The 21,366-nt window shown below is 71.4% G+C and carries 18 protein-coding genes; 10 read left to right on the forward strand and 8 right to left on the reverse strand.

Going from position 1 to position 21,366, the window contains the following annotated elements:
- The gene (locus ACZ7HT_RS01460) at positions 1–786 is read right to left on the reverse strand and encodes a sulfite exporter TauE/SafE family protein (RefSeq protein ID WP_471158551.1); all 786 of its coding nucleotides are present in this window, start codon (positions 784–786) and stop codon (positions 1–3) included.
- 193 nt (positions 787–979) lie between these two features.
- Here ACZ7HT_RS01460 and ACZ7HT_RS01465 point away from each other — a divergent pair, with 193 nt between their 5' ends.
- From ACZ7HT_RS01465 to ACZ7HT_RS01485, 5 genes are all read left to right on the forward strand, one after another.
- Positions 980–2,170 carry an NAD(P)/FAD-dependent oxidoreductase gene (locus ACZ7HT_RS01465; protein WP_471158553.1) on the forward strand — a complete coding sequence of 397 codons (1,191 nt, stop codon included), beginning with the start codon at positions 980–982 and terminating at the stop codon, positions 2,168–2,170.
- A complete protein-coding gene (gene nirB, locus ACZ7HT_RS01470; RefSeq protein WP_471158555.1) occupies positions 2,167–4,686 on the forward strand; it encodes a nitrite reductase large subunit NirB in 2,520 nt (839 codons plus the stop codon). Before ACZ7HT_RS01465 ends, nirB begins: the two co-directional genes overlap by 4 nt.
- On the forward strand, positions 4,683–5,018 hold the full coding sequence (gene nirD, locus ACZ7HT_RS01475; protein WP_471158557.1) for a nitrite reductase small subunit NirD: 336 nt from the start codon (positions 4,683–4,685) through the stop codon (positions 5,016–5,018). The genes nirB and nirD overlap by 4 nt, the downstream gene beginning before the upstream one ends.
- Before the next feature lie 37 nt (positions 5,019–5,055).
- Complete coding sequence (locus ACZ7HT_RS01480) at positions 5,056–5,640, forward strand: TetR/AcrR family transcriptional regulator (RefSeq protein ID WP_471158559.1); 585 nt, start codon at positions 5,056–5,058, stop codon at positions 5,638–5,640.
- Between the two features lie 94 nt (positions 5,641–5,734).
- Complete coding sequence (locus ACZ7HT_RS01485; RefSeq protein WP_471158561.1) at positions 5,735–6,499, forward strand: SDR family NAD(P)-dependent oxidoreductase; 765 nt, start codon at positions 5,735–5,737, stop codon at positions 6,497–6,499.
- Between the two features lie 15 nt (positions 6,500–6,514).
- Here ACZ7HT_RS01485 and ACZ7HT_RS01490 read toward each other — a convergent pair whose 3' ends face one another.
- From ACZ7HT_RS01490 to dusB, 5 genes are all read right to left on the reverse strand, one after another.
- Complete coding sequence (locus ACZ7HT_RS01490) at positions 6,515–6,928, reverse strand: VOC family protein (protein WP_471158563.1); 414 nt, start codon at positions 6,926–6,928, stop codon at positions 6,515–6,517.
- Positions 6,929–7,016: 88 nt separating this feature from the next.
- On the reverse strand, positions 7,017–7,460 hold the full coding sequence (locus tag ACZ7HT_RS01495) for a group III truncated hemoglobin (protein ID WP_471158565.1): 444 nt from the start codon (positions 7,458–7,460) through the stop codon (positions 7,017–7,019).
- 160 nt (positions 7,461–7,620) lie between these two features.
- Positions 7,621–8,655: an ArsR/SmtB family transcription factor gene (locus ACZ7HT_RS01500; RefSeq protein WP_471158567.1), complete on the reverse strand. Its 1,035-nt coding sequence runs from the start codon at positions 8,653–8,655 to the stop codon at positions 7,621–7,623.
- A 511-nt stretch (positions 8,656–9,166) separates the two neighbouring features.
- Positions 9,167–11,878: a pyruvate, phosphate dikinase gene (gene ppdK, locus ACZ7HT_RS01505; protein ID WP_471158569.1), complete on the reverse strand. Its 2,712-nt coding sequence runs from the start codon at positions 11,876–11,878 to the stop codon at positions 9,167–9,169.
- A gap of 358 nt (positions 11,879–12,236) precedes the next feature.
- Complete coding sequence (gene dusB / locus ACZ7HT_RS01510; RefSeq protein WP_471158571.1) at positions 12,237–13,373, reverse strand: tRNA dihydrouridine synthase DusB; 1,137 nt, start codon at positions 13,371–13,373, stop codon at positions 12,237–12,239.
- Between the two features lie 52 nt (positions 13,374–13,425).
- On the opposite strand from dusB, the gene ACZ7HT_RS01515 reads away from it, so the two are divergent.
- Positions 13,426–14,892, forward strand: a complete 1,467-nt coding sequence (locus ACZ7HT_RS01515; protein ID WP_471158573.1) for an MFS transporter — start codon at positions 13,426–13,428, stop codon at positions 14,890–14,892.
- On the opposite strand, the gene ACZ7HT_RS01520 is transcribed toward ACZ7HT_RS01515, so the two are convergent.
- On the reverse strand, positions 14,862–15,758 hold the full coding sequence (locus tag ACZ7HT_RS01520; protein WP_471158575.1) for an MmyB family transcriptional regulator: 897 nt from the start codon (positions 15,756–15,758) through the stop codon (positions 14,862–14,864). The two genes, ACZ7HT_RS01515 and ACZ7HT_RS01520, sit on opposite strands and share 31 nt — an antisense overlap.
- A gap of 101 nt (positions 15,759–15,859) precedes the next feature.
- Here ACZ7HT_RS01520 and ACZ7HT_RS01525 point away from each other — a divergent pair, with 101 nt between their 5' ends.
- The 4 genes from ACZ7HT_RS01525 (at position 15,860) to ACZ7HT_RS01540 (ending at position 19,819) form a co-directional block, all read left to right on the forward strand.
- Entirely contained in the window at positions 15,860–17,296 is a 1,437-nt protein-coding gene (locus ACZ7HT_RS01525; protein WP_471158577.1) for an MFS transporter, read from the forward strand.
- 66 nt (positions 17,297–17,362) lie between these two features.
- Positions 17,363–18,391: an aldo/keto reductase gene (locus ACZ7HT_RS01530; protein WP_471158579.1), complete on the forward strand. Its 1,029-nt coding sequence runs from the start codon at positions 17,363–17,365 to the stop codon at positions 18,389–18,391.
- A 16-nt stretch (positions 18,392–18,407) separates the two neighbouring features.
- Positions 18,408–18,998 (forward strand): TetR/AcrR family transcriptional regulator, encoded by a 591-nt coding sequence (locus ACZ7HT_RS01535; protein ID WP_471158581.1) that lies wholly within the window; start codon positions 18,408–18,410, stop codon positions 18,996–18,998.
- A gap of 110 nt (positions 18,999–19,108) precedes the next feature.
- Positions 19,109–19,819: a VC0807 family protein gene (locus ACZ7HT_RS01540; protein ID WP_471158583.1), complete on the forward strand. Its 711-nt coding sequence runs from the start codon at positions 19,109–19,111 to the stop codon at positions 19,817–19,819.
- Between the two features lie 70 nt (positions 19,820–19,889).
- On the opposite strand, the gene ACZ7HT_RS01545 is transcribed toward ACZ7HT_RS01540, so the two are convergent.
- Positions 19,890–21,269 (reverse strand): glycine--tRNA ligase, encoded by a 1,380-nt coding sequence (locus tag ACZ7HT_RS01545; protein ID WP_471158585.1) that lies wholly within the window; start codon positions 21,267–21,269, stop codon positions 19,890–19,892.
- Positions 21,270–21,366: the final 97 nt, after the last annotated feature.

Genomic DNA, 21,366 nt, shown 5'->3' on the forward strand with positions numbered 1-21,366 from the left:
TCACGCCCACTGGTCGAAGGCCAGCTTCGCGACCAGCGAGAGCACCACGACGAGCAGCACCCCGCGGACGAACTCGGCGCCCTTGCTCAGCGCCATCCGGGCCCCGATCATCCCGCCGGCGAGGTTGAAGACGGCCATGACGGCCGCGAGCTGCCAGTACACGCTGCCCTGGTACGCGAACATCGCGAGCGCGCCCGCGTTGGTGCAGACGTTCACGATCTTCGCGGTGGCGGAGGCGGTCACCAGGTCCAGGTGGAGCACGGCGGTCAGCGCGAGGACCAGGAAGGTGCCGGTGCCCGGCCCGAACAGGCCGTCGTAGAAGCCGATCCCGCCGCCGACGACCACGATCGCGGTCACGATCCGCGCCCGGGTCAGCGGCGCCCGCTCCTCCCCCTCGGGCCGCACGCCGAAGGAGGGCCGCAGCATCACGAAGGCCGCGACGGCGAGCAGCACCACCATGATCACCGGGCGCAGCACCTCGCTGCTGATCCCCGCCGCGAAGAAGGCGCCGGCCATGGAGCCGAGGAGCGCCGCGAGCCCGACCCGTACCGCCGTCCAGACCGGCACGGGCGCCTTGCGGAGGTAGGTGACGGCGGCCCCGGTGGTGCCCACGATCGAGACGGCCTTGTTGGTGCCGAGGATGTGCGCGGCCGGGACGTGCGGGAGACCGAGCAGCAGGGCGGGCAGCTGGAGCAGCCCGCCACCTCCCACCACGGCGTCGATCCAGCCCGCCACGAGCGCGGCGAGACAGAGCAGGACAAGGGTGGTCAGTGAGATGTCGGGCATGGCCGTGAGCCTAGGGACGGGGTCGTTGCCCCGTCCAACGATCTCCTGATCATTGAGCTGGTTCTGAGCTTGTGGCGCCCGCGGCGCCCCGAGCCGGGCCTCACAGCGCGCCCCGTGCCGGGCGGAGATCAGCGTTCCGTACGGGAAACAGTCGGGATCCCGACGGGTAACACCGGCCCCGCACCCTTCCGGTATGAGTACACGGATCGTGGTGGTCGGGGGCGGAACGGCGGGCGCCCGGCTCGCCCAGCGCCTGCCCGTCACCCTCCTCGGCGAGGAACCGCACGCCCCGTACAACAGGGTGCTGCTCGCCGACGTCCTCGCCGGACGGTACGCCCCCGAGGTGATCGCCCTGCCCGGGACCCGCGAGCCGGTACGGCTCGGGGCGCGGGCGGTGCGCATCGACCGGGCGGCGCGGACGGTCATGTGCGCGGACGGCACGCTCGTCCCGTACGACCGGCTCGTCCTCGCCACCGGCTCCAACCCGGTCCTCCCGCCGCTGCGGGGGCTGCGCGGGGCGGAGCTCCCGGCCGGCGTCCACCCCTTCCGCACCCTCGACGACTGCCTGTCGCTCCGCGCGCTGGTACGGCCCGGGGTGCGGGCCGTGGTCATCGGCGGCGGGCTCCTCGGCGTCTCCGCCGCGCGGGCCCTCGCCGAGCGCGGCGCGGACGTGGTCCTCACCCAGCAGGGCGAACGCCTGATGGAACGCCAGCTCGACGAGCACGCCTCGGCGCTGCTCCGGGAGCACGTCGAGGCCCTCGGGGTCGAGGTGCACACCGAGTGCCGGGTCAGCGGCCTGCGGCAGCGGGACGGAGCCGTCACGGCGGTCGAGCTCGCCGACGGCTTCGTCCTCGACGCCCAGGTCGTCGTCCTCGCGTGCGGGGTCAGGCCCCGGGTCGCCCTGGCGAGGGAGGCGGGCCTGGACGTCGCGACGGGCATCGTCGTCGACGACTCCCTCCGCACCTCGGACCCGTCCATCCACGCGATCGGCGACTGCGCGGAACACGCGGGGCGGGTGTACGGCCTGGCGGGGCCGGCACTGGAACAGGCGGACGTCCTGGCGGACGTCCTGCTCGCGGAGACCGCCAGCTACACCGGCACCCGCGCCCTCACCCGCCTCACCCTCGGCGGCCCTAAACCCCTCGATCTCGCCGCGTTCGGCGAGGTCACCGCGCGCCCCGGTGACGACGTCGTGCAGCTCGCCGACGCCACCCGGAGCGCGTACCGGAAGGTCGTCGTCCGCGGAGACCGGCTCGTCGGGGGCGTACTCCTCGGCGACCTGGCCGCGGTCGGCGCGCTCGCACGGGCCTGGGAGGGCGACGAGGCCCTGCCCGACGAGGCCCCCCTGCTCCACCTGCTCACCCACGACGGAGGCTCCTCATGACCACTCCCACCCTCGTCCTGGTCGGCCACGGAATGGTCGGCCAGCGCTTCCTGGAGGCGCTCGCCGACCGTGGCGTCACCGAGCGGGCCAGGATCGTGGTCCTCTGCGAGGAGCCGCGCCCGGCCTACGACCGCGTGCAGCTGACCTCGTACTTCTCGGGGAAGACCCCGGACGACCTGTCGATGGTCGAGGCCGGCTTCATGGAGAAGCACGGCATCGAGCTGTACACCGACGACCCGGCCGAGACGATCGACCGGGCCGCCCGGACCGTCACCGCCCGCTCCGGACGGGTCTTCGCGTACGACACGCTGGTCCTGGCCACCGGCTCGTACCCCTTCGTGCCTCCGGTCCCCGGCAAGGACGCCAAGGGCTGCTTCGTCTACCGGACGATCGAGGACCTGCTCGCGATCGAGGAGTACGCGAAGACGGCGAAGACCGGCGCGGTCGTCGGCGGCGGTCTGCTCGGCCTGGAGGCGGCGGGCGCCCTGAAGGGCCTCGGGCTCGACACGCACGTCGTGGAGTTCGCGCCGCGGCTGATGCCGGTGCAGGTCGACGAGGGCGGCGGCACGGCCCTGCTCCGGACGATCGAGAGGATGGGTCTGACCGTCCACACGGGGACGGGCACGCAGGAGGTCGTGACGGCGGACGGCGCCGTGACGGGCATGAAGCTGTCGGACGGTTCCGAACTGGCCACGGACATGGTGGTGTTCTCGGCGGGCGTCCGGCCCCGGGACCAGCTGGCCCGCGACTGCGGCCTGGACGTCGGCGAGCGCGGCGGCATCGCCGTGGACGAGCTGTGCCGGACCTCCGACCCCGCGGTCTTCGCGATCGGCGAGTGCGCTCTGGCCTCGGACGGCCGGGTGTACGGCCTGGTCGCGCCGGGCTACGAGATGGCGCAGACCGCGGCTGCGGTGATCGCCGACGAGGAGGCCGGGGACGGCTTCACCGGCGCCGACCTGTCGACCAAGCTGAAGCTGCTCGGCGTGGACGTGGCCTCGTTCGGCGACGCGCACGGGACGGCCGAGGACTGCCTCGACGTCGTGTACTCCGACTCCCGCTCGGGCGTCTACAAGAAGCTGGTGGTCTCCGCCGACGGGGTGCTGCTCGGCGGCGTCCTGGTCGGCGACGCCGAGCAGTACGGGCTGCTCCGCCCGCTCACCGGCACCGTGCCGCCGGTCTCCCCCGAGCAGCTGGTGCTCCCGGCGGGCGCGGGCTCCCCGGTCGCCCTCGGCCCGTCCGCGCTGCCGGACGACGCCGTCATCTGCTCCTGCCACAACGTCACCAAGCACGCGATCGGCCAGTGCACGAGCCTGCCCGAGGTGAAGAAGTGCACCAAGGCCGGTACGGGCTGCGGCAGTTGCGTGAAGGTGATCGAGAAGCTGCTGCCGGCCGCCACGGACAAGGGACTCTGCGGCTGCTTCTCGTACACCCGCAGCGAGCTGTACGAGATCGCCCGCGCCCTGCGGCTGACCTCCTTCGCCGCGCTGCTCGACTCGCACGGCCGTGAGGAGGCGCGGGGCGGCGAGGGCTGCGAGGTCTGCAAGCCGACCGTCGGATCCATCCTTGCCAGCCTCAACAACGGTTACATCCTGGACGGCGAGCAGGGCTCCCTCCAGGACACCAACGACCACTTCCTCGCCAACATGCAGCGCAACGGCTCCTATTCGGTGGTGCCGCGCATCCCCGGCGGCGAGATCACCCCGGACAAGCTGATCGTGATCGGCGAGGTGGCCCGCGACTTCGGGCTCTACACGAAGATCACCGGCGGCCAGCGGATCGACCTCTTCGGCGCCCGGGTGGACCAGCTGCCCTCGATCTGGACCAGGCTGGTCGACGCGGGCTTCGAGTCGGGGCACGCGTACGGCAAGGCGCTGCGCACGGTGAAGTCCTGCGTCGGGCAGACCTGGTGCCGCTACGGCGTCCAGGACTCGGTGAAGACGGCGATCCAGCTGGAGCTGCGCTACCGGGGCCTGCGCGCCCCGCACAAGCTGAAGTCGGCGGTCTCCGGCTGCGCCCGCGAGTGCGCGGAGGCGCAGTCGAAGGACTTCGGGATCATCGCGACGGCCAACGGCTGGAACCTGTACGTCGGCGGGAACGGCGGCGCGACCCCGCGCCACGCGGACCTGCTCGCCCAGGACCTCTCGGACGCCGAACTGGTGCGCCTCATCGACCGGTTCCTGATGTTCTACATCCGGACGGCGGATCGCCTGGAGCGGACGTCGACCTGGCTGGAGCGCCTGGAGGGCGGACTCGACCACCTCAGGGACGTGGTGGTGCACGACTCGCTCGGGCTCTGCGAGGAGCTGGAGGCGCTCATGGCCGCGCACGTCGCCGACTACCGGGACGAGTGGGCCGAGACCCTGGACGACCCGGAACGGCTGCGGCGCTTCGTCTCCTTCGTGAACGCGCCGGGGGCGCCGGACCCGTCGGTCCGGTTCGTGCCGGAGCGCGACCAGATCAAGCCGGACCTCACGATTCTCACGATCGGAACGCTGGAAGGGGCCACCTCCCGATGACCACGACGACTCTCGAACTGTCGGTCTCCCCCGACTCCTGGATGGCGGTCTGCGAGGAGGCCCGGCTGACCCCGGGCCGGGGCGTGGCGGCACTCCTTCCGGACGGCCGGCAGGCGGCGCTCTTCCGGGACCGGTCGGGGCGGACGTACGCGATCGACAACCGCGATCCGTTCACCGGGGCGCAGGTGCTGTCCCGAGGACTCGTCGGCTCGGCGGGCGGGCGGGCGTTCGTGGCCTCGCCGCTCCTGAAGCAGCGCTTCGACCTGGAGACGGGCCGGTGCCTGGACGACGACGAGGTGACGGTGGCGGTGTATCCCGTGCGCCTGAAGTGACTTGACCGGTCGTTCCAGATAGTCGTACGGTCATCCCGTGGCCAGGACCAAGGAATTCGATCCCGAGGCCGCGCTCCAGGCAGCGCTCGAACTGTTCTGGGCGCGCGGCTACGAGGCGACGACGATGTCGGACCTCGTGGAGCACCTCGGCATCGGCCGCGCCAGCATCTACGCGACCTTCGGCAACAAGCACGAGCTGTACCTGAGGGCGATGGACCGCTACCTGGAGACCCGCGACCCGCAGATCGTCGAGGAGCTGTCCGCGCCGGGCCCGGCCCTGCCGGCCGTGCGGGCCCTCGTCCGCCGCTTCGCCGCCCAGGCGGCTGCGGAGGAGACCCGCCTGAACGGCTGCTTCGTCACCAACTCGGCGGCGGAGCTGGGGCCGCACGACGCGGTGGTCGCCCGGCGGGTGGAGCTCAGCTGGGAGCAGATCGAGACGCTCCTGCACGGGGCGCTCGTCCGGGCGCGGGCCGGGGGCGAGCTCCCGGCCGACCGGGACCCGCGGGCCCTGGCCCGGATGCTGCTCGTCCTGCTCCAGGGGGTCCGGGTGGTCGGCAAGGTGTCGGGCGAACCGGGCCGGGTCAGGGACGCGGCGGAGCAGGCACTGGCACTGCTCGACTGAGAAGAGCGAGGAACGGGCGCCCACGGGGGGCGCCCTTTCTTCGGGGTTCATTCTGGAACGTACGGTCAAGTTCAACACTCGTCAAGGAGCTCTCATGTCCGCACGCTTCACCGACCGCACCGTCCTCGTCACCGGTGCCGGCTCCGGTCTCGGCCGGGCCATCGCGCTCGCCTTCGCCGCCGAGGGCGCGAAGGTCGTCGTCGCCGGCCGTACGGCGGAGTCCCTCGACGGGACGGTCGCCCTGATCGAGGCCGCCGGGGGCACCGCCGCCGCGGTCACCGCCGACGTGTCGAGCGCCGGGTCCACCCGGGAGCTGGTCCGGCGCGCGGTCGAGCTGTACGGCGGCCTGGACGTCGCCGTGAACAACGCGGGGGTCTTCCGGGGCGGCGGCCACAGCGCCGCCGACCTCCCCCTGGAGGACTGGCAGACGCTGCTCGACATCAACGTCACGGGGGTGCTGCACGCCCTCCAGGCCGAGGTCGCCCACATGCGGGCGCACGGCGGCGGGGCCATCGTGAACATCGCGTCCAACCTGGGCCCGCACGTCCGGATCCCCGGGCTCTTCGGCTACCAGGTCTCCAAGGCGGCCGTCTCGGCGCTCACCAGGGCCGCGGCCCTGGACCACATCGGCGACGGGGTCCGGATCAACGCGGTCAGCCCCGGCGCCTCGGAGTCCACGATGTCGCTGCGGCCCGGCGAGACGGAGGCCGAGCGGGAGGTCCGGATGAAGGCGGAGTCGCCGCTCGGCCGCATCTCGTCCGCCGCCGAGGTGGCGGCGGCGGTGCTGTACCTCGCGTCGGACGACGCGGGCTCCGCCGTCGGCACGGACCTGGTGATCGACGGCGGCGTCTCGGCCTGACCCGGCCTTTTCGACTCAGCCCGCGACGGCCGCCGGGTCCATCCAGAAGACCTCCCAGTGGTGGCCGTCCAGGTCGGTGAAGGAACGGCCGTACATGGAGCCCATCTCCAGCGGGTCCTTCGCCGGGCTGCCGCCCGCGGCCAGGGCGCGGTCGGCCAGCTGGTCGACCTTCTCGCGGCTCTCGGCGCTCAGGGTGACGAGGACCTCGGTGGTCTTGGTCGCGTCGGAGACCTCCTTGCCGGGGGCCATGAAGGACTGGAACTTGGGCTCTTCGAGCAGCATCGCGAAGATCGTGTCGCTGATGACCACACAGGCGGTGGTCTCGTCGCTGAACTGCGGGTTCGAGGAGAAACCGAGCTTCTCGAAGAAGGCCTTGCTGGCGTTCACGTCCTTGACGGGCAGGTTCACGAAGATCATCTGCGGGGCCATGGCGCTCTCTCTTCCGTCGTGCGGTGCTGTCGAGGGGTAGACGTGCCCGCCCCTCGGAACTCATCGCTGTCCCGAAGAGTCTTTTCGCTCAGGCGACCGAGCGCAGTTCGAGAGCCGCCAGCGGGACGAACCCGCCGCCCGTGCCCTCCGCCGATCCGCCGCCCAGCCGCTTCAGCAGGGCGAGGGCGACCCGCTCGCCCTGCGCCTTGGCCCGCTCGGCCCGGGGCCCGGCGTGGAGCCCGTCGACGCTCGCGCGCCAGAGCTGCACCCAGCGGCCGAAGTGGGCGGCGGTGAGCGGCCGGGCGGTGTGCACGGCCGCGTGCGGGGCGAAGGGATCGCGCCCGTAGTCGGCCGTACGGAAGAGGGCGCGCTCCCAGAAGTCGGCGATGTGCGGCAGGTGGACCTCCAGGTCGGTCCCGGCGACCTCGGTGAAGAAGGGCCCGATCAGCGGATCGGCGAAGGCGGCGCCGTAGAAGCGGCGCAGCAGCACGTCGAGGTCGCGCCGGTCGCGGATGTCGGGGTTCTCGCGCATGCCCCCAGTGTCCCCGCCGCGCCTCCCTCCCCCAAGTGCCGAAGGTCCCCGGCACGGGCACCGGCACGGGCACCGTCACCGGTGCCGTCACCAGCTCCAGCTCCGGCACCGGCTCCGGCTCCGGCACCCGGCACCGGAGCCCCGGCCCACCCGGCCGCACTTACGACGCCACCGGCCCCCTACGCGCGTAGCTCGTCGTGTAGCACCGCAGGTCCACCGGCCGGCCGGCGCCACCGAGCAGGGCGGCGCCCAGGGGTGTCAGCGTGTGCAGGACCGCGTTGCCGTGGCGGAGGGTCGCGATGAGCCCGGCCTCGCGGAGCACGCCCGCGTGCTGGCTGGCCGAGGCGAGCGACACCCCGGCCCTGCGGGCCAGCTCGCTGGTCGTGCCGCCGTCCCCGATGGCGTGCAGGACGGCCGAGCGGGTCTGGCCGACGAGCTTGGCCAGCGAGGAGCCGCCCGGCGCACGGACGGTCGGCGCCTCGCCGTGCGTGACGGGGTAGACGAGGACCGGCGGCAGCGCGGGATCGCGCAGCACGACCGGGGTGCCCCGGCAGAAGAACGAGGGCTGGAGCAGTAGTCCACGCCCGTCCAGGTGGACGTCCCGGTCGACCGGGTAGTCCGCCTCCAGGACGGGCGCGCGCCAGCGCAGCATCGGCGGCAGCGAGGCGAGCAGCTCCTCGGCGCCGCCGTCCAGGAGCGCCCGGCCGCGGCGGGCCCGGTCGGCCTCGACGCGGGCCCGGATGTGCGGCCAGTACGGTTCGACGGCGGCGCGGTGGTAGCTGCGCAGGGCCCCGACGAGCCGGTCGAAGGGCTCGGCGCCGCCGTCGGCGAGGGCGCGCAGCGAGTGCGGCACGGTCCGGGCGCCGGAGCGGTCGGCGGCGAGCAGCGAGAGTTCGCCGAGCAGCCGGTCCGGTTCGGTGGCCCGGATCGCCTGGATGCCCTCGTCGAGGCCGTGGACGCCTTCGGCGGGCGTCAGGAAGTCGGGAAAATAGCCGCGACTGGGAACGAGCGCGGCGAGGAGCCGGGTCTCACCGCCGAGCCGGAGCCTCGCGTCGGAGCGCCATTCTCCGTACACGACGGAGCCGCGCCGGTCTCTTAAACGGTGAAAGCTCAGAATCGTTTCCCACAGAACATCCGGCCGGGCGGCCGTCCGCACCCCCGCCAAATCGTTCCCGGTGAAATGAATCCGCAGCATGAACGTCCCCACCTGTGCACTCGCAACCACCCCCGACGACGAGTATGCACAGCATCACTGCACGTTACCAGGGTGTTTCAGCCACAGTTGAAAGGCATCGCGGCAATCAGGGGGGAACCGAAAAGCTGTACGGGTCGGACAGGAAACCTTCAGGACCGAGGTGACGTGGTGAAGACCGTGGGGGGCTTTGCCCGTCCGGCGGCGGTCGGCGAGGTTGTGGCTCACCTGTCCGGCATCGGTAAAGGGCGCGGCCTCCGGGTGGGGATCCGGGGGTCGCGCCCGCCCCGTTCTTTGCGCTGAGGAATCCGGGACGCTCAATCCAGGATGTTCAATGCCGAATAATTCAATCCGCCGCAATTGAACATTGACTCACACCAGCTCGACAAGCAACCAAACAAACAGGACGGACACCTCCGCACAAAAGGTGTCCGTCCCGTCTGTTTTTCTGTGAATCCGGAGCCGCCGCCCGTCGGTGAGGGTCAGGACGTGACCGACGGCGGCCCCGGTGGACTCAGCGGCTGTCGCTGCCCTTCGCGCCGGAGGCGGCACGGCCGGCCTCCAGGCGCGCCACCGGGATCCGGAAGGGCGAGCAGGAGACGTAGTCGAGGCCGACCTCGTGGAAGAAGTGCACCGACTCCGGGTCGCCGCCGTGCTCGCCGCAGACACCGAGCTTGATGTCGGGGCGGGTGGCGCGGCCGGCCTGGACGGCGCTGCGGACCAGGGCGCCGACGCCGTCCTTGTCGATGGTCTCGAAGGGGCTGACGCCGAAGATGCCCTTCTCCAGGTACGCCGTGAAGAACGAGGCCTCCACGTCGTCGCGGGAGAAGCCCCAGACCGTCTGCGTCAGGTCGTTGGTGCCGAAGGAGAAGAACTCCGCGGCCTCGGCGATCTGACCGGCGGTCACGGCGGCGCGCGGCAGCTCGATCATGGTGCCGAGCGCGAGCTTCAGCTCGACGCCGGTCTGCGCCCGAACCTCGGCGATGACCTGCTCGGCCTCCTCGCGGACGATCTCCAGCTCCTGGACGGTGCCGACGAGCGGGATCATGATCTCGGCGCGCGGGTCGCCCTTGGCGTCGATGCGGTGGGCCGCGGCCTCCGCGATCGCCCGGACCTGCATGGTGAACAGGCCGGGGATGACCAGGCCGAGGCGGACGCCGCGCAGACCCAGCATCGGGTTCTGCTCGTGCAGGCGGTGCACGGCCTGGAGCAGGCGCAGGTCGTTCTCGTGCGGCTCCTTGCGGGACTCGGCGAGGGCGACGCGCACCGACAGCTCGGTGATGTCGGGCAGGAACTCGTGCAGCGGCGGGTCGAGCAGGCGGACCGTGACGGGCAGCCCGTCCATGGCCTCGAAGAGCTCGATGAAGTCCTGCTTCTGCAGCGGGAGCAGCGCCTTCAGCGACTCCTCGCGCTCGGCGTCCGTGTCGGCGAGGATGAGCCGCTCGACGTACTGGCGGCGCTCGCCGAGGAACATGTGCTCGGTGCGGCACAGGCCGATGCCCTGGGCGCCGAAGCGGCGGGCGCGGGAGGCGTCCTCGGCGTTGTCGGCGTTGGCGCGGACACGCAGGCGGCGGACGCGGTCGGCGTAGGCCATGATCCGGTGGACGGCCTGGACCAGCTCGTCGGCGTCGTCGGCGCCGGCGTGCATGCGGCCCTCGAAGTACTCGACGACCGGGGACGGCACGACGGGTACCTCACCGAGGTAGACCTTGCCGGTGGAGCCGTCGATGGAGACGACGTCGCCCTCCTCGACGACCTGGCCGTCCGGCGTGGTCATCCGGCGGCGCTTGGTGTCGACCTCCAGCTCCTCGGCGCCGCAGACACAGGTCTTGCCCATGCCGCGGGCGACGACGGCGGCGTGCGAGGTCTTGCCGCCGCGGGAGGTGAGGATGCCCTCGGCGGCGATCATGCCGTCCAGGTCGTCCGGGTTGGTCTCGCGGCGGATCAGGATGACCTTCTCGCCGGAGCGGGACCACTTGACGGCCGTGTACGAGTCGAAGACGGCCTTGCCGACGGCGGCACCCGGGGAGGCGGCGATGCCGCGGCCGACCTGCTCGACCTTCGCGTTCTCGTCGAATTTCGGGAACATCAGCTGGGCGAGCTGGGCGCCGTTGACGCGCTGCAGCGCCTCGGCCTCGTCGATCAGGCCCTGGTCCACGAGCTGGGTGGCGATGCGGAAGGCCGCACCGGCGGTGCGCTTGCCGACACGGGTCTGGAGCATCCAGAGCTGGCCGCGCTCGATGGTGAACTCGATGTCGCAGAGATCCTTGTAGTGGGTCTCAAGCGTCTCCATGATGTGCATGAGCTGGTCGTACGACTTCTTGTCGATCGACTCGAGGTCGGCCAGCGGCACGGTGTTGCGGATGCCGGCGACGACGTCCTCGCCCTGCGCGTTCTGCAGGTAGTCGCCGTAGACGCCCTGGTGGCCGGAGGCGGGGTCGCGGGTGAAGGCGACGCCGGTGCCGGAGTCGGGGCCGAGGTTGCCGAAGACCATCGAGCAGACGTTGACGGCGGTGCCGAGGTCGCCCGGGATGCGCTCCTGGCGGCGGTACAGCTTGGCGCGGTCCGTGTTCCAGGAGTTGAAGACGGCCTCGATGGCGAGGTCCATCTGCTCGCGCGGGTCCTGCGGGAAGTCGCGGCCGGTCTGGGCCTTCACGATCTTCTTGAAGTGCTTGACGACCTTCTTGAGGTCGGCGGCGTCGAGGTCGGTGTCGCTGGCGACCTTCTTCGCGGCCTTGGCCTCGTCGAGGGCCTCCTCGAAGAGCTCGCCGTCGACGCCGAGGACGGTCTTGCCGAACATCTGGATGAGCCGGCGGTACGAGTCCCACGCGAAGCGGTCGTTGTCGGCCTGGCGGGCGAGGCCGGTCACCGACTCGTCGGAGAGGCCGATGTTGAGGACCGTGTCCATCATGCCCGGCATGGAGAACTTGGCGCCCGAGCGGACGGAGACGAGCAGCGGGTCGTCGGCCTGGCCGAGCTTCTTGCCCATCTGCTGCTCGAGGGCGTCGAGGTGCGCGCTCACCTCGTCGCGGAGCTCGACGGGCTCGGAGCCGCTCTCGAGGTAGACCTTGCACGCCTCGGTGGTGATCGTGAAGCCCGGAGGCACCGGCAGGCCGAGGTTGGTCATCTCGGCGAGGTTGGCGCCCTTGCCACCGAGCAGGTCCTTCAGGTCCCTGTTGCCCTCGGTGAAGTCGTACACGAACTTCTGATCAATGTTTCCCGACACGGGTCTCGACTCCTCGACGACTCGGTTGGCTGCCCTGACGGCGAGGAACATACCCAGATCGAAGGCTTCTGGGGAGGTACGCCTGCCGGACACCCGGTCTTAACCACCCATCCGCCAGCACTTCGAAAGTTACCGAGCCGAACATTCCGGTTTCAGACCCCGAAGGCCAGCAGGCCCAAATCAGGGCCGATTCGCTCATCTGAGCGCCTAAACACCTCACTTGCGTTCAACTCTTGAACACAAAAGGGGTGGCACTCAGTGCCACCCCTTCAGTTCCTACAGTCACCCGTAACATGCTCATCTGAGCACCACCCACCTCAAGGGTGGCGAGGATCACTCCCCCGGAAGGGGCCGAATCTCAGCCGCCGGACGTGTCCAGCTCGGCGTCCTCGCTCACTCCGGCGCAGTCATATGGGTCCTTCAGCCAGCCATCCGGCAGGACAACCCGGTTGTTTCCGGACGTACGACCCCGGGGGCCGTCCGCACCCACCGGCCACGGCTGGTCCAGGTCGAGCTCGCTCAACTGAGCGCGCAGCTCCTCCAGGGACGAGGTGATCGCGAGCTTCTTGCGCATCTCGGAACCCACCGAGAAGCCCTTCAGGTACCAGGCGACATGCTTCCGGAAGTCGATGACACCGCGTGCCTCGTCGCCGAGCCACTCGCCGAGCAGCCGCGCGTGCCGCACCATCGTGTCGGCGACCACCCGGAGCCCGGGCTCCGCGTACGCGCCGGTGCCCTCGAAGCCCGCCACCAGGTCCCCGAAGAGCCACGGGCGGCCCAGGCAGCCCCGGCCCACGACGACGCCGTCACAGCCCGTCTCGCGCATCATCCGCAGGGCGTCGCCGGCCGACCAGATGTCGCCGTTGCCGAGCACCGGGATCTCCGGCACGTGCTCCTTGAGCCGCGCGATCGCGTCCCAGTCGGCCGTGCCGCCGTAGTGCTGCGCCGCCGTCCGCCCGTGCAGGGCGATCGCCGTGACGCCCTCCTCGACCGCGATCCGGCCGGCGTCGAGGTAGGTGATGTGGTCGTCGTCGATGCCCTTGCGCATCTTCATCGTGACCGGCAGATCGCCCGCGTTCGTCACGGCCTCGTGGAGGATCGCCCGCAGCAGCGGCCGCTTGTAGGGCAGGGCCGAGCCGCCGCCCTTGCGCGTCACCTTGGGGACCGGGCAGCCGAAGTTCAGGTCGATGTGGTCGGCCAGGTCCTCGTCGACGATCATCCGCACGGCCTTGCCGACCGTCACCGGGTCCACCCCGTACAGCTGGATGGAGCGCGGCTTCTCCGTCTCGTCGAAGCGGATGAGCTGCATCGTCTTCTCGTTGCGCTCGACCAGGGCGCGCGTCGTGATCATCTCGCTCACGAACAGCCCCTTGCCGCCGCTGAACTCACGGCAGAGGGTACGGAAGGGGGCGTTGGTGATGCCGGCCATGGGGGCGAGCACCACCGGCGGCTGCACGATGTGCGGCCCGATGGCGAGAGGGGTGAACGCGGTCATTCGGCCATTGTCCCGCACTGCGGAGTTTCTTAGACAGCCATACGATCCGCACATGCCCGAGCTCACACGCGGTCGCCGCCTCGTCGTCCTCGCGATCTGCTGCATGAGCCTGCTGATCGTCAGCCTGGACAACACCGCGCTCAACGTCGCCCTGCCCGCCATGCGCCGCGATCTCGGCGCCACCGTCGCCGGCATGCAGTGGGTCATCGACGCCTACACCCTGGTCCTCGCCTCCCTGCTGATGCTCGCGGGCTCCACCGCCGACCGGATCGGCCGCCGCAAGGTCTTCGTCACCGGCCTGGCCGTCTTCGCGCTCGGCTCCCTGCTCTGCTCCCTCGCGCCGAACCTGGAGGCCCTGATCGCCTTCCGGGCCGTCCAGGCCGTGGGCGGCTCGATGCTCAACCCGGTCGCCATGTCGATCATCACCAACACCTTCACGGAACCGGCGGAACGCGCGCGTGCCATCGGCGTCTGGGGCGGGGTCGTCGGCGTCTCCATGGCCGCGGGACCGCTGGTGGGCGGTGCGCTCGTCCAGTCGGTCGACTGGCGGGCGATCTTCTGGGTGAACCTGCCGGTCGCCCTCGCCGCCCTCCTCCTGACCCTGCGGTACGTCCCCGAGTCCCGCGCGCCCAGGCCCCGGCGCCCCGACCCGGTCGGGCAGCTCCTGGTGACGGTGCTCCTCGGCTCCCTCACGTACGCGATCATCGAGACCGACCCGCTGTTCGCCGGGATCGCGGCCGTCGCGCTCGCCGGGCTCCTGTTCTACGAGCCCCGGCGCCGCGAGCCCCTCATCGACCTGCGGTTCTTCCGCAGCGCGCCGTTCAGCGGGGCCACCGTCATCGCCGTCTGCGCCTTCGCGTCGCTGGGCGGCTTCCTCTTCCTGAACACGCTCTACCTCCAGGACGTGCGCGGGCTCTCCCCGCTGTCCGCCGGGCTCTGGATGCTGCCGATGGCCGGCATGACCTTCGTCTTCGCCCCGCTGTCGGGCCGCCTCACGGGGGCACGCGGGCCGCGCCCCTCGCTGCTGCTCGCGGGGACGGCGATGGCGGCCGGGCCGCTGCTCTTCGCGGCCTTCGCGGCCGAGACGAGCGACTGGCTGCTCCTCACCGGGTACGTGGTCTTCGGCATCGGCTTCGGCCTGGTGAACGCCCCGATCACGAACACCGCCGTCTCCGGGATGCCCCGCGCGCAGGCCGGGGTGGCGGCGGCGGTGGCCTCGACGAGCCGCCAGGTGGGGCAGACGCTGGGCGTCGCGGTGATCGGCACGGTCCTGGCGGCGGGGCTCGGCGCGACGCCGCACGCGGACGCGCTCGTGGCGGCGGCCCGCCCCGGCTACTGGATCATCACGGGCTGCGGTGTCGCCGTCCTGGCGGTCGGCGCGCTGACCAGCGGCCAGTGGGCGCGGCGCACGGCGGAGCGGACGGCGCGGTGCCTGGCGCCGGAGGGTTCGGCGGAGGACGGACCCCGGGGTTCGGCGGAGGGCGGGCCTCAGGCGATGGCCAAGGCCCCCTCGACCTGACCTCGGCTCTCCCGGACCACCAGGTCGAGGAGGCGGGCGACGCCGGCCTGGGTGGCGTCGTCGACGGGGACGTACGTGACGAGGTGGGTCCCGGCGTTCGGGCCGAGCCAGAGGTTGGTGTGCTCGAAGCCGAGCAGTCCGACGCGGGCGTTGCGGATCATCTTCACGCGGCCGCCGGGGGCGACCACCTCGTGCCGGGCCCAGAGCTCGCGGAACTCGGGCGAGGCCTCTTCGAGGCGGCGTACGAGCTCCTTCCAGGCGGGTTCGGCCAGGTGCTCGGCCATGGCGGCGCGGAGCTTCCCGGCGAGCGCGCGCATGACCTCGGGCAGGTCGGTGACCGAGGCCCGGAACTCCTCGTTCGTGAAGGCCAGCCAGAGGCTGTTGCGGTCCTCGCGGGGCAGCGCGTCCAGGTCGCAGAAGAGCTTCCCGAAGGTGCGGTTGTGGGCCAGGAAGTCGTAGCGGCTGTTCTGGATGGCGGCCGGGACGGGCTCCAGCTGGTCGAGGAGCCGGCGCAGGGTGGGCGTGACGACGGAGCAGGGCGCCTCGGGGTGCGGGTCCGTCGCCCCGGCGAGGGCGAAGAGGTGGCTGCGCTCGGTCGGGTCGAGGAGCAGGGCCCCGGCGAGGGCGTCGAGGACCTGCGGGGAGACCTGGATGTCCCGGGCCTGTTCGAGCCAGGTGTACCAGGTGACGCCGACGGCGGAGAGGTGCGCGACCTCCTCGCGGCGCAGTCCGGGGGTGCGGCGGCGCCGGCCCCGGGGCAGGCCGACCTCTTCGGGGGTGACGCGCTCGCGCCGGCTGCGCAGGAAGGCGGCGAGCTCGTGCCGCCGCACGTCCTGTCCGGATCCACTCATCGCCATGACGGTCATGCCTCCAGCGTGCCGGGGTGCTCAGCCGGTTTCCAGGTAGTGCTTGTACCAGGATAAAGACACTCTGGTACCAGGCTGAGCGGAGGCGGAGGCTCGGTCACGTGACTACGACCTCCCCTTCCGTCCGTACGGCCGCCCCGACCGGCGGCCGGTCCCCCGCGCTCGGCGCCCTCGGCCTGTCCACCGTCCTCCTCGGCGCCGCGCTCCCCCTCATCGACTTCTTCATCGTCAACGTCGCCCTGCCGTCCATCGACGAGGACCTGGCCGCGGGACCCGCGCTCCTGGAGTTGGTCGTCGCCGGGTACGGCCTGGCGTACTCGGTGCTGCTCGTCCTCGGCGGGCGGCTCGGCGACCTCTTCGGCCGCCGCCGGCTCTTCCTCGCCGGCATGGCCGCCTTCGGACTGACCTCGCTGGCCTGCGGACTCGCCCCGGACGCCTGGACGCTGGTCGCGGCGCGGGTGGCGCAGGGCGCGGCGGCGGCGCTGATGCTGCCGCAGGTGCTCGCGACCATCCACTCCTCGACGGAGGGGCCGCGCCGGGCGAGGGCGCTCAGCCTGTACGGGGCGACCGCCGGTCTCTCGATGGCGGCCGGTCAGATCCTGGGCGGGGTCCTGGTGACCGCGGACATCGCGGGCTCCGGCTGGCGTGCGGTGTTCCTGGTGAACGTGCCGGTCGCGGTGGCGGGCCTGGCCCTCGCCCTCCGTGCCGTGCCGGAGACCCGCTCGGACCGGCCGGCGCCGGTGGACGTGCCGGGCACGCTGCTCCTGGCGCTCGCGCTGCTCTCCCTGCTCGCGCCGCTGACGGAGGGCCGGGCGGCGGGCTGGCCGCTGTGGACCTGGGTGTCGCTGGCGGTGTTCCCGTTCGCGACGGGGGCGTTCTGGTGGGTGGAGCGGCGGGCGGACCGCCGGGGCGCGGTGCCGCTGGTGCCGCCGAGCCTGCTCGCCCTGGTCCCGCTGCGGCGCGGGCTGATGGTGGTGCTGCCGCTCTCGCTGGGCTTCAGCGGCTTCATGTTCGTGATCGCGGTGGCGCTCCAGCAGGGCCTGGAGATGGGCGCGGTGGCCTCGGGCCTGGCGTTCGTGCCGATGGCGCTGGCGTTCTTCGGCGCCTCGCTGGCGGGGCCGCGGCTCGTACGGCGCTGGGGCACCCGGGTGGTGCCGGTGGGTGCCGTGCTCCAGGGTCTCGGCGTCGCCGCGGTCGTCTGGTCGGTGGGCAGCGACTGGCAGGGTCTTTCGGTCGGGGACCTGGTGCCGGGCATGGCGGTGGCGGGTCTCGGCCAGGGACTCCAGCTGCCGGTGCTCTTCCGGGTGGTGCTCTCCGAGGTGCCGTCGGAGCGGGCGGGCGTGGGCAGCGGGGTGATGGTGACGACGCAGCAGTCGGCGCTGACGCTGGGCGTGGCGACGCTCGGTTCGCTCTTCCTCTCGCTGGCCTCCTCCCCGGCGGAGATGGGGACGGCGCTGCGGACGACGCTCCTGGTCCAGCTGGGTGTGGTGGCGCTGACGCTGCTGCTGAGCCTGCGCCTTCCCCGCACCGTGCGGTGACCTCGAAGAGTGAAGGATGGAGTGACAGATATTGAAATCTGTCATCGCACATGTCATGGTTGTTCCATGACGACGAACAACAAGCCCTCCGTCCCCACCCGTCCCCTCGGCACCACCGGCCCCACCGTCTCCGCCCTCGGCCTCGGCTGCATGGGCATGTCCGCCCTCTACGGCGAGGCCGACCGCGCCGAGTCGATCGCGACGATCCACGCCGCCCTCGACGCCGGGGTCACCCTGCTCGACACGGGCGACTTCTACGGCATGGGCCACAACGAGCTGCTCATCAACGAAGCACTGCGGACCGCGCCGGCCGCCGCCCGCGAGCAGGCGCTGACCAGCGTGAAGTTCGGCGCCCTGCGCACGGTCGAGGGCGGCTTCACCGGCTACGACGGCCGCCCGGCCGCCGTGAAGAACTTCGCGGCGTACTCGCTCCAGCGCCTCGGCACCGACCACATCGACGTCTACCGGATCGCCCGCGTCGACCCCGACGTGCCGATCGAGGAGACCGTCGGCGCCATCGCCGAGCTGGTCGAGGCGGGGCACGTGAAGCACATCGGCCTCTCCGAGGTCGGCGCGGACACCCTGCGCCGTGCGGCCGCCGTCGCCCCGATCGCCGACCTCCAGATCGAGTACTCGCTGATCTCCCGCGGCATCGAGGACAAGATCCTGCCGACCGCCCGCGAGCTGGGCATCGGCGTCACCGCGTACGGAGTGCTCTCCCGCGGCCTGATCAGCGGCCACTTCACCCGGGAGCGCGAGCTGGCCCCGGGCGACTTCCGCGGCTTCAGCCCGCGCTTCCAGGGCGAGAACCTCGACCGGAACCTGGACCTGGTGGACCGGCTGCGCGCGGTCGCCGAGGCCAAGGGCGTCACGGTCGCCCAGACCGCCATCGCCTGGGTGCTGGCCCAGGGCGCAGACATCGTCCCGCTGGTCGGCGCCCGCCGCCGCGACCGGCTCGCCGAGGCCCTCGGCGCCCTGGACGTCACGCTCGACGCCGCCGACCTGGCCGCGATCGAGCAGGCCGTCCCGGCGGGCGCGGCGGTCGGCGCCCGCTACCCGGAGGCCCAGATGGCCCACCTGGACAGTGAGCACTGACGGGTACTGTCATTCCATGGCCACGACCGAGACCCTGACCGCCGAGCGCATCCTCGAAGCCACCGAGGAGGTGCTCCGGCGCTACGGCCCGGCGAAGGCCACGGTCGTCGACGTGGCGCGGGTCCTCGGTGTGAGCCATGGCAGCGTGTACCGCCACTTCCGCACGAAGGCGGCACTGCGCGAGGCGGTCACCGAGCGGTGGCTGGAGCGGACGATCGTGGCGCTCGGGCCGTACGTCGAGGCGGGGGGCCCGGCCGACGAGCGGCTGACCGGCTGGCTGACGGCCCTGTTCGCCCTGAAGCGCAAGAAGGCGGGCGGCGATCCGGAGCTGATGGCCACGTTCCAGGTGCTGATCGGCGAGAACAGCGCGGTGGTCGACCGGCACGAGGAGCATCTCGTCGGGCAGATCGCCCGGATCCTGGAGGACGGCCACCGCGAGGGCCTGTTCGCGGCGCCCGAGCGGGACGTCACGGCGACGGCCCGTGCGGTCTTCCACGCCACGGACCGCTTCCACAACCCGGCGCACGCGGCCGACTGGTCGGCCCCGGACGTCGAGGACGCGTTCACCGGGGTCGTGGCCCTCGTACAGCGCGCCCTGCGGGCCTGAAAAGCCATTTGAAGATCATTTGGCCTGGAGTTTTCCCTTCCCTGTCCGGTTCATGACTAGCCTTCCCCCGCACCGCGACCGCAAGACCACAGAAACACCCAGGGGGAACCATGACCACGCCCGCACCCGCCAAGCCGGCCCGATCAGGCGGGGCCTCCGCGATCGGGTGGGTCCTCACCATCGGCCTCAACGTCGTCGCGCCGATCCTCACGTACAACACGCTCACGGAGGATCACGGCTGGTCCGAGTTCTCCGCCCTGCTCCTCAGCAGCGCCTGGCCCGTCCTCGACACCGCGATCATGGCCGCCTGGCGCCGCAAGATCGACGAGTTCGCCATGGTCACCCTGGTCTTCCTGGTGATCACGGCCGTCGTCTCGCTGGTCGGCGCACACACCGCCCGCTCGCTCCTCATCAAGGACTCGGCGATCACGGGCCTGTTCGGCCTGCTCTGCCTGGGGACGCTGCTCGCCCCGCGGCCGCTGATGTTCTACTTCGGCCGCAAGTTCGCGACCGACGGCACCCCGGCGAGCACGGCCTGGTGGAACGGCATGTGGCAGTTCGAGGGCTTCCGCTCCACGATGCGCACGATGACGCTGGTGTGGGGCGTGGCGTACGTGATCGAGGCCCTCGTCCGCATCGCCCTGGCGTACGTGCTGCCGACCAAGACCATGGTCACGCTCAGCCCGATCATGATCTACGGAGTCCTGGGCGCCGTCGGCATCTGGACCGGCTGGTTCGGCAAGCGCCGCGCGGCCGAGGGGGCCCGGCGCGCGGCCGAGGCGGAGGCGGCCGCCGCCGCTGCCGCGCCCGCGACCGCCTGAGGTACGAGACACGGGAAAGCCCCCGGTTCCGATGTCGGAACCGGGGGCTTTCCCGCGCACACGCTCAGATTCAGCAGCCCAGCAGGCGGCTGCCCAGGTAGCCCTGGATCTGGTCGAGGGAGACGCGCTCCTGCTTCATGGTGTCGCGCTCGCGCACGGTCACCGCGTTGTCCTCGAGGGTGTCGAAGTCGACGGTGACGCAGTACGGGGTGCCGATCTCGTCCTGGCGGCGGTAGCGGCGGCCGATGGCGCCGGCGTCGTCGAACTCGATGTTCCAGTTCTGGCGCAGGTCCGCCGCGAGGCCCTTGGCCTTCGGGGAGAGCTGCGCGTTGCGGGAGAGCGGGAGGACCGCGACCTTGATCGGGGCCAGGCGGTGGTCGAGGCGCAGCACGGTGCGCTTCTCCATGACGCCCTTGGCGTTCGGGGCCTCGTCCTCGATGTACGCGTCGAGCAGGAAGGCGAGCATGGCGCGGCCGACACCGGCGGCGGGCTCGATGACGTACGGCGTGTAGCGCTCGCCGGACTCCTGCTCCAGGAACGTCAGGTTGGCGCCGGAGGCCTTGGAGTGCGCGTTGAGGTCGTAGTCGGTGCGGTTGGCGACGCCCTCGAGCTCGCCCCACTCGCTGCCGCCGAACTGGAAGCGGTACTCGATGTCGGCGGTGCGCTTCGAGTAGTGGGAGAGCTTCTCCTGCGGGTGCTCGAACCAGCGCATGTTCTCCTCACGGAGACCCAGGCCGGTGTACCAGTTCCAGCGCTGCTGCATCCAGTACTCCTGCCACTCCTCGTCCTCGCCCGGCTTGACGAAGAACTCCATCTCCATCTGCTCGAACTCGCGCGTGCGGAAGATGAAGTTGCCCGGAGTGATCTCGTTCCGGAAGGACTTGCCCATCTGCGCGATGCCGAACGGGGGCTTCTTGCGCGAGGTGGTCAGCACCTGGGAGAAGTTGGTGAAGATGCCCTGGGCGGTCTCGGGACGCAGGTACGCGACGGAGCCGGTGTCCTGGGTCGGGCCGAGGTGCGTGGAGAGCAGGCCGGAGAACTGCTTGGGCTCGGTGAAGGTGCCCTTGTTGCCGCAGTTCGGGCAGTTGAGGTCGGTGAGGCTCTCGGGGAGACGGCCGTGCTTCTCCTCGTACGCCTCCTCCAGGTGGTCGGCGCGGAAGCGCTTGTGGCAGGAGGTGCACTCGGTCAGCGGGTCGGTGAAGGTCGCGACGTGACCGGACGCCTCCCACACCTCGGTGGCCAGGATGACGGACGAGTCGATGCCGACGACGTCCTCGCGCGCGGTGACCATGTAACGCCACCACTGGCGCTTCAGGTTCTCCTTCAGCTCGACACCCAGCGGTCCGTAGTCCCAGGCGGCACGCTGGCCACCGTAGATCTCGCTGCACGGGTAGACGAAGCCACGGCGCTTGCTCAGGCTGACGATGGTGTCGATCTTGTCGGCGGCCACGGTGCTCTCTTCATTACGACGACGAAGTGCGAATGCCACAGGTTACCGGCGCGCACGCCCCCCGTATCAAATCGGTTCCGCAGGGGCCGCCCCCGAC

The organism is Streptomyces sp. NPDC037410 (assembly GCF_055602235.1).

Coding starts and splice junctions, on each gene's coding strand:
- ACZ7HT_RS01490 (WP_471158563.1), bottom strand. CDS start 6,928: ATGGCCCCGCAGATGATCTTCGTGAACCTGCCCGTCAAGGACGTGAAC.
- ACZ7HT_RS01535 (WP_471158581.1), top strand. CDS start 18,408: ATGGCCACGACCGAGACCCTGACCGCCGAGCGCATCCTCGAAGCCACC.
- ACZ7HT_RS01460 (WP_471158551.1), bottom strand. CDS start 786: ATGCCCGACATCTCACTGACCACCCTTGTCCTGCTCTGTCTCGCCGCG.
- ACZ7HT_RS01520 (WP_471158575.1), bottom strand. CDS start 15,758: ATGACCGTCATGGCGATGAGTGGATCCGGACAGGACGTGCGGCGGCAC.
- ACZ7HT_RS01485 (WP_471158561.1), top strand. CDS start 5,735: ATGTCCGCACGCTTCACCGACCGCACCGTCCTCGTCACCGGTGCCGGC.
- dusB (WP_471158571.1), bottom strand. CDS start 13,373: ATGACCGCGTTCACCCCTCTCGCCATCGGGCCGCACATCGTGCAGCCG.
- ACZ7HT_RS01515 (WP_471158573.1), top strand. CDS start 13,426: ATGCCCGAGCTCACACGCGGTCGCCGCCTCGTCGTCCTCGCGATCTGC.
- ACZ7HT_RS01495 (WP_471158565.1), bottom strand. CDS start 7,460: ATGCGCGAGAACCCCGACATCCGCGACCGGCGCGACCTCGACGTGCTG.
- nirB (WP_471158555.1), top strand. CDS start 2,167: ATGACCACTCCCACCCTCGTCCTGGTCGGCCACGGAATGGTCGGCCAG.
- ACZ7HT_RS01540 (WP_471158583.1), top strand. CDS start 19,109: ATGACCACGCCCGCACCCGCCAAGCCGGCCCGATCAGGCGGGGCCTCC.
- ACZ7HT_RS01465 (WP_471158553.1), top strand. CDS start 980: ATGAGTACACGGATCGTGGTGGTCGGGGGCGGAACGGCGGGCGCCCGG.
- nirD (WP_471158557.1), top strand. CDS start 4,683: ATGACCACGACGACTCTCGAACTGTCGGTCTCCCCCGACTCCTGGATG.
- ACZ7HT_RS01500 (WP_471158567.1), bottom strand. CDS start 8,655: ATGCTGCGGATTCATTTCACCGGGAACGATTTGGCGGGGGTGCGGACG.
- ACZ7HT_RS01530 (WP_471158579.1), top strand. CDS start 17,363: ATGACGACGAACAACAAGCCCTCCGTCCCCACCCGTCCCCTCGGCACC.